This window comes from Bacteroides sp. AM41-16 (assembly GCF_003603495.1).
Taxonomy (GTDB): domain Bacteria; phylum Bacteroidota; class Bacteroidia; order Bacteroidales; family Bacteroidaceae; genus Bacteroides; species Bacteroides uniformis.
The window spans coordinates 113,697-119,807 of record NZ_QTNE01000017.1 but is presented as its reverse complement, the minus strand read 5'-3'; the positions used below and the strand labels follow the sequence as shown (position 1 = coordinate 119,807).

Sequence of the window (6,111 nt, the reverse complement as noted above, 5' to 3'; positions counted from 1 at the left end):
GTCGCTTGCCAAAGCGACATTCGTCAAATTCCCTTTACGGGCGCACCGCATACTCTTCCGCGCTTACTTCTGTGGCATAGACCGCCGACAGCGTGCCGCCCAAGCCGATCCAAACTTCTTTATACAATCTTGAAGGATTGTTCGCCATGTTGATGGAGAGTATCTGGGACTTTTCCTTCTCCGTCAGTCCGAGCAAGGTCTGGATCTCATCGAACTTGTTCATATACTTGCGCTGGTCAAGGAGAATCTTACAGTCACTATTATTAATGATGGTGCCCTTGACAATCGGAGAAGAAATGATGTCCTCCACTTCCTGGGTCACGACCACGGCCTCTCCGAAAAACTTTCGGACGGTCTTGAAAAGGTAGCGGATATAGTTGCTCATATTGGCGGATGCCAATGCCTTCCAGCACTCTTCGATAAGGATTATTTTCCGGATACCTTTCAACTTGCGCATCTTGCTGATAAAAGTCTCCATGATGATGATGGTGACAATCGGAAGTAGCACCTTGTTGTCACGGATATTGTCCAGCTCGAAGACAATAAACCGTTTGCCAAGCAAATCAAGCTGTCTGTCGGAATTCAACAGGAAGTCATACTCGCCACCCTTGTAATAAGGTTCCAACACATTCAGGAATCCCCACACGTCAAAATCCTTCTCACGGGTTCGCTTCTCTTTCAGGATATCCTGATACTCGTCACGGATAAACTCATAGAAGGTATCGAAGGAGGGTTTTATGCTGCTGTCCCTGCGGATTTTCTCCAGAAAGAGATTGACCGCATTGGATAGCGCCACCTCCTCGGCACGTGTCGGCGGCTCGTCGTCACGCTTCCACAGGGTAAGGATAAGCGTCTTGATGGATTCTTTCTTCTCGATATCGAAAATCCCGTCTTCCACGTAAAAAGGATTGAAAGCTATCGGATCTTTTTCTTCATAAGTAAAATAAATCCCGTCCTCGCCGTGTGTCCTGGCATGGATAAGGCTGCACAGTCCCTGATAGGAGTTTCCGGTATCCACCAACAGCACATGCGCACCCTGCTCGTAATACTGGCGTACCATGTGGTTGGTGAAAAAAGATTTCCCGCTGCCCGAAGGTCCGAGGATGAATTTGTTCCGGTTCGTGATTGTGCCGTTCTTCATCGGCAGGTCGGAAATATCCAGATGGACGGGTTTTCCGGTCAGGCGGTCCACCATACGGATGCCGAACGGGGAGAGCGAGTCCTTGTAGGAGGTTTCCCCGATGAACAGGCACAGGGCCTGCTCGATAAAGGTGTGGAAACTCTCCTCGGACGGGAAATCTCCGGCATTGCCGGGTATTGCCGCCCAGAAGAGGGTCGGTACATCCACCGTGTTGTGGCGCGGTTTGGCTTCCATCAACGCCAGCTGGCTGCCCACATCGTTCTTGATGCGCTTCAACTTTTCCCGGTCATCGCTCCATGCCATGACATTGCAGTGCGCACGGATGGAAACCAGCCCTTTGCTGTGTGCCTCGTTCAGGTACTCCTCAATCCATTCGCGGTTGATCTGGTTGGAACGGCTGTAACGGGAAAGCGAGTGCATGTTCCGTGCGGTCTGCTCGAATTTCCTGAGAATTTCAGCCGAATCATCAATGAAGAGATACTGGTTCACCACATGGTTGCAGGTAAGCAGGATGCCTATCGGTGCGGCAAAGGACAGCCGGCAGTCGCTCCGGTCTGTCGAGAGCCTTTCATACCGGCAATCGGTTGACACGTTCGACGGCAGGTCTTCCGGATCGGAAAGCGTATGAAGGCACAGGTAGTTGTCGCCCACCTTCATTTCTCCGGCACCGAGTGACAGATCCTGCAAGCAGGTAGCATCTTCCTGCGACATGGAAAAATACTTCTCGATGATGCCGGCGGAATTGTTGCTCCCGATGATCTCCTCATCCGTCAGGCGGATGATACGTAGCAGGCCGCTGTCGTTTACGATGCGTTCGAATTGTCCGCAGCACTCCATGAACCGGGTGACGGTTTCCTTGTCCTGCATTTCCTTGGGGATAATGAATCCCCTTGTAAGTGCATTGAAACTGCTGGTTGTCCGGCTGTGTTCCTTCGTGGTTTTCGTAAGGAACAGGTAACAGGTATGCTGCAAATACGGCCGCTCGTTGAAATGGCGTTCGAAACTGCGGCTCAGAAAGCTCAGGTCTTCCTTGCAGATATCCGGCTTATATCCCTCTTCGATGAAGAAGTCCTGCTTGTGTACGATGCTGTAGTTCGGCAAGATCTTTACCGCTTTTGCCCAGGTGGAGTGCATGGACTCGTACTCGGCACGTGTCAGCGTGAACAGTTCCGGCAGTTCCACCCGGTATGCCACGGTGATGTCCGCATCCTTGCTGATGATGCAGCCGTTCTCCACGGCCAACAGCGGAAACTTGCTTTCCAGCGTGGCTGTTTTCATTACGTTTTTCATGCTTTTCTGTTTTTAATGGTTGGAGAAAACAACCGGAGGAACTTTCTCCGGCTGATGATGTAGCGGGGATGGCTGCGCAGCGCATGGAGTTTCATAAGGCCCCATTCACCGTATTTCGAATTCATCCTGAAAGTGCCCCAGACCAGCACCGATGCGGAAACGACCCCGAAACCGATGCAGACCCACTGGTTGATACCTGCCATGTACATGACGACGAAGATTACGAACAACGCGAGCAATCCTCCCGCAAAGATGAACAGGTACTGGCTCTTGAGTCCCTTGAACTCCGGGCTGCGCCCAATCCCCTTGTTGACATTGAATTCCGCCATATTACAGGAAGAATGAGCGTAAGATGGTGGCAGCGACAATCAGGAAGATACACGCACCGAACCAGCTGGCGGCAGTCTTTGAGGTGTCCGGGTCGCCTGACGAGAACTTGGAATAGACCTTCACGCCTCCGATAAGGCCGATAACGGCACCGATAGCGTAAATCAACTTGGTGCCGGGATCGAAATACGAAGTGACCATATTGGTAGCTTCCGTAATTCCACCGATACCGTTGCCCTGGGCGGATGCCCCCATTGAAACCAGCAGCGTCATGGCTGCCAAAAAGAATCTTTTTTTCATGTGTCGAAACTTTTAATTAGTGAGACAAAAAATGATTTCGACTGCGAATATATAATGCTTAATTTATTGATTTACAAACTGTACGATATGTGACACCGTATGACATTACGTTACATCGGCAGGGAATTTTCAATCATTCAAAAAGGGTTTTCCTGGCAATATGAAACAGTAAAAACAGGATAAGGAGAAAGCGGCATTTCATTTCTTCCGGCAAAGGTAGCCCCGTGTCCTGAGAAGCCCGGCAAGGCGGCCCTGCGGGCTGGTTGCCGTGAAATAATCATCCTCGCTGCGCTTGCGGTATTTTTTCACGGCAAGCCTTGCGGGATTCCGAACCGGGGCGGAAAAGCCTTCAGGAAATAAAATACCGTTCGGTTTGAATGGATATATGTAAAACAAAAAACAGAAGATAACATGGAAACAAGAAACAATCAGACAGTGGCTTTCACGGGACACCGTAAGGAACGTATTCTGCAAGGGTTCGGAAACGATCCCCGGATACTTGCACAAATCAGGGAAGCTGTGGCTGGAATGGTAATAGAACTGTACGGGCAGGGATACAAGGAATACTACACCGGGATGGCCAGCGGATTTAATATGACTGCTGCGGAGGCGGTCTTGCAGGTCAGGGAGAGATACGAAGGTATCAAGCTCATAGCGGCAGTACCTTTTCGGAAACAGCCCTTGTGGTTTGAAGCGGAAGACCGGCTGTTGTATGCCCGTCTGTTGGAAAGGATGGACCGGGTGGTCATGGTTTCCGAGAATTACCACAAGGGATGTTACCTTCGCAGGGATGAATACATGGTGCGTAAAGCAGATACAGTCATAGCCTATTGGGATCTTGTGCCGAAAGGGGGAACATTCTACACGGTGAGCAAGGCGTTGGAAAGCGGCAAGCCGGTCATCAATCTTTATGAAAGGATGAAATAGCGGCTGTCTGTATTGGAATGGAAAAGCGAAGTGTGAAAGCCGATCGGCCTTCACACTTCGCTTCTTGTATATTATATTATCTATTCCTCAGAACCGGAAGAGAGGGCACGCTGTTTCCTCCGTTCCTCCTTCTTCGCTTTCTGTTGCTTCTTCTTGACCTCCATTTCAGCCATAATCTGCTTTAAGGGCTTGACCGTTTCCGGCTCTTCCCGTTTGAACCGCTTGAAGTAGATATCCTCGATAAACTGCGGAAGCGGGGTTTTCCACACCTCCTGCCGGTGGTTATCTATCTTGCCGAGCTTGTCGGGATTCAGACCCAATTCACGGGCCATCTGCACCTGCCTGTCTGAAAGGCGGTGACGCTTCTGCGCCACCAGCCATTTTTCTAATATCGCTTTTGTCATTGCCATCGTTCATTTTTTTTGCAAAGATAGAGTTTTTGCATTGATTTCTCTTAAATACCTATTTGTCAGCATTATCTTATAGTCCATAATATATAAGTGCCAATATTGGCAGAAATTTAATATGACGATGGAAACAAAAAGAGACAGTTTGGATATATAAATCTCCAAAAACAGGAAAAGGCACACCGATATCACATCGACATGCCTTCTGAAACTATGACAGCAAAAAGAAACAATTAAACGAATTCATCTATATCGAATGCTTCTGTCTTATTTTTTGTATTATCCATTTCTGAAATTTGTGAGTCATCACAAAGCATACTATCAATAAGATTTCCTATCTTCTTTTTAATAGCGGCTTCTTTCCGCATAATTCTGATGATTTCTTCTTCAGATAGATAGATGCGTGGGGCACGAATTGCAGGATTTCTTTTTATGCCGAAAGATTCTGCTTCTGACTTCGGCATTGCTTGTTGTTTTTTGTTTTTCACATTCGATCCCATATTTACATGTATTTATTCCAATCAATTCTAATCTGTTCCAAAGACTGTTTTGGCGTCTCTTTTCCATTTGGCATATTTTCCTTGAGCAGTTTTTCCAATTGGCTTTGAGTACTCAATTCGGTTGCAAAGAACCTGAACAGGTCTGTATCCTGAAGTTGGTACAAGGTTTCGGCTGCATTTCGGATTTTCTTTCTGTCATCCGTCCCCGAAATAAGTACATCAGCGACATTGTTCAGTTCTTCAAAAGTCAGTGCCCTTGAAAAATCCGGGTCAGGAACACACCCGTCATTTGACATAAGTTCCCGTTTTTCCGATTCTGTCAGTCCCTTTTGTGAAGAGAAACCATCTATCACATCATCCGGATCTATATCCTCATCTTCCTCTATAGGCTCTTTCTTCATAGGTTCAGAACGTGTGGGAGTTTTTCTCGCCACGTCCGGGTCTTCAAGATAGACTATTTTTGTCTTTCCGATAACTTCATTGTACTCGTCCAGTGGATTCGGCTGCGTTTCGGTTTTCTCTTCATGCCCGACTTTAAGGATATCCTTCTCCGCTTGTGCGATCCACGCTTCAGCCTTGTCCAGTCTTGCCCTATACCGGGCTTTCCTTGCTTTTTCCGCCATCCGCTTTTTGCGTGATTTCCATAACCGGATACGTGCAATACGCATATGACGAAGCTGACTATCCCAAAAATTATAAACTTTCGGACTGAAAATGAACATCCATACCTTATATAATATGTAGGTTGCCGACAGGACTTTTACTGAAAAATAAATTAATGTTGTTTCCATGACTATTGAATTTTAGGGGGTGAAAAACGGTCTTTATACATTCGGGTGATTTCCTCGATGTTGAGTTCTATATGCTCGGCGATGATGTTACTGATATAGCTCGCAATACTTACTTCGGGAGCTATCACATGGAGATAATTCTTTATCTCGTCGTACAGCTTGCGGTTCAGGTATACCTGGATGCGTCCGGGCATGGGGGTATTCACCAGATACTTCTGACGAAAGTTACTGTCACATTCGGGCATATTGCAAGGTTTGGGATTTTTCCGGGCAGTTTCTTTTTCCGTATCCTGCCTTTCATTGTTTTCCTCTTCCGGAACCTCAACCACTATGATATCCTCGTTCTCGATGGCATCAGGAATGTCACCGACCATATACCCCCTGATTTTTTCTTCATTCACTTTTACAATTTTCTTTGCCATATCTCA

8 protein-coding genes are annotated in these 6,111 nt (G+C 47.4%); 1 reads left to right on the top strand and 7 read right to left on the bottom strand.

Going from position 1 to position 6,111, the window contains the following annotated elements:
- Positions 1-34 precede the first annotated feature (34 nt).
- The 3 genes from DW896_RS15080 to DW896_RS15070 are packed head-to-tail and all read right to left on the bottom strand — an operon-like array spanning position 35 to position 3,058.
- Positions 35-2,431: a TraG family conjugative transposon ATPase gene (locus tag DW896_RS15080; RefSeq protein ID WP_119993483.1), complete on the bottom strand. Its 2,397-nt coding sequence runs from the start codon at positions 2,429-2,431 to the stop codon at positions 35-37.
- Positions 2,428-2,760: a DUF4133 domain-containing protein gene (locus DW896_RS15075; protein WP_009276390.1), complete on the bottom strand. Its 333-nt coding sequence runs from the start codon at positions 2,758-2,760 to the stop codon at positions 2,428-2,430. The genes DW896_RS15080 and DW896_RS15075 overlap by 4 nt, the downstream gene beginning before the upstream one ends.
- 1 nt (position 2,761) lies before the next feature.
- Positions 2,762-3,058: a DUF4134 domain-containing protein gene (locus tag DW896_RS15070; protein ID WP_004310646.1), complete on the bottom strand. Its 297-nt coding sequence runs from the start codon at positions 3,056-3,058 to the stop codon at positions 2,762-2,764.
- Between the two features lie 411 nt (positions 3,059-3,469).
- On the opposite strand from DW896_RS15070, the gene DW896_RS15065 reads away from it, so the two are divergent.
- Complete coding sequence (locus tag DW896_RS15065) at positions 3,470-3,985, top strand: SLOG family protein (protein WP_009276391.1); 516 nt, start codon at positions 3,470-3,472, stop codon at positions 3,983-3,985.
- 80 nt (positions 3,986-4,065) lie between these two features.
- Here DW896_RS15065 and DW896_RS15060 read toward each other — a convergent pair whose 3' ends face one another.
- From DW896_RS15060 to DW896_RS15045, 4 genes are all read right to left on the bottom strand, one after another.
- Positions 4,066-4,395, bottom strand: coding sequence for a hypothetical protein (locus DW896_RS15060; RefSeq protein WP_008779479.1), 330 nt, complete (start codon positions 4,393-4,395; stop codon positions 4,066-4,068).
- A 230-nt stretch (positions 4,396-4,625) separates the two neighbouring features.
- A complete protein-coding gene (locus tag DW896_RS15055) occupies positions 4,626-4,880 on the bottom strand; it encodes a hypothetical protein (protein WP_230583274.1) in 255 nt (84 codons plus the stop codon).
- 14 nt (positions 4,881-4,894) lie between these two features.
- Entirely contained in the window at positions 4,895-5,683 is a 789-nt protein-coding gene (locus DW896_RS15050; protein ID WP_005644304.1) for a DUF4122 family protein, read from the bottom strand.
- Between the two features lie 2 nt (positions 5,684-5,685).
- Positions 5,686-6,105: a DUF3408 domain-containing protein gene (locus tag DW896_RS15045; RefSeq protein ID WP_005644303.1), complete on the bottom strand. Its 420-nt coding sequence runs from the start codon at positions 6,103-6,105 to the stop codon at positions 5,686-5,688.
- Positions 6,106-6,111 lie beyond the last annotated feature (6 nt).

Excerpts from the sequence above, each read along its gene's own strand:
- DW896_RS15080 (WP_119993483.1), bottom strand. The coding sequence starts at position 2,431 with ATGAAAAACGTAATGAAAACAGCCACGCTGGAAAGCAAGTTTCCGCTG.
- DW896_RS15075 (WP_009276390.1), bottom strand. The coding sequence starts at position 2,760 with ATGGCGGAATTCAATGTCAACAAGGGGATTGGGCGCAGCCCGGAGTTC.
- DW896_RS15070 (WP_004310646.1), bottom strand. The coding sequence starts at position 3,058 with ATGAAAAAAAGATTCTTTTTGGCAGCCATGACGCTGCTGGTTTCAATG.
- DW896_RS15065 (WP_009276391.1), top strand. The coding sequence starts at position 3,470 with ATGGAAACAAGAAACAATCAGACAGTGGCTTTCACGGGACACCGTAAG.
- DW896_RS15060 (WP_008779479.1), bottom strand. The coding sequence starts at position 4,395 with ATGGCAATGACAAAAGCGATATTAGAAAAATGGCTGGTGGCGCAGAAG.
- DW896_RS15050 (WP_005644304.1), bottom strand. The coding sequence starts at position 5,683 with ATGGAAACAACATTAATTTATTTTTCAGTAAAAGTCCTGTCGGCAACC.
- DW896_RS15045 (WP_005644303.1), bottom strand. The coding sequence starts at position 6,105 with ATGGCAAAGAAAATTGTAAAAGTGAATGAAGAAAAAATCAGGGGGTAT.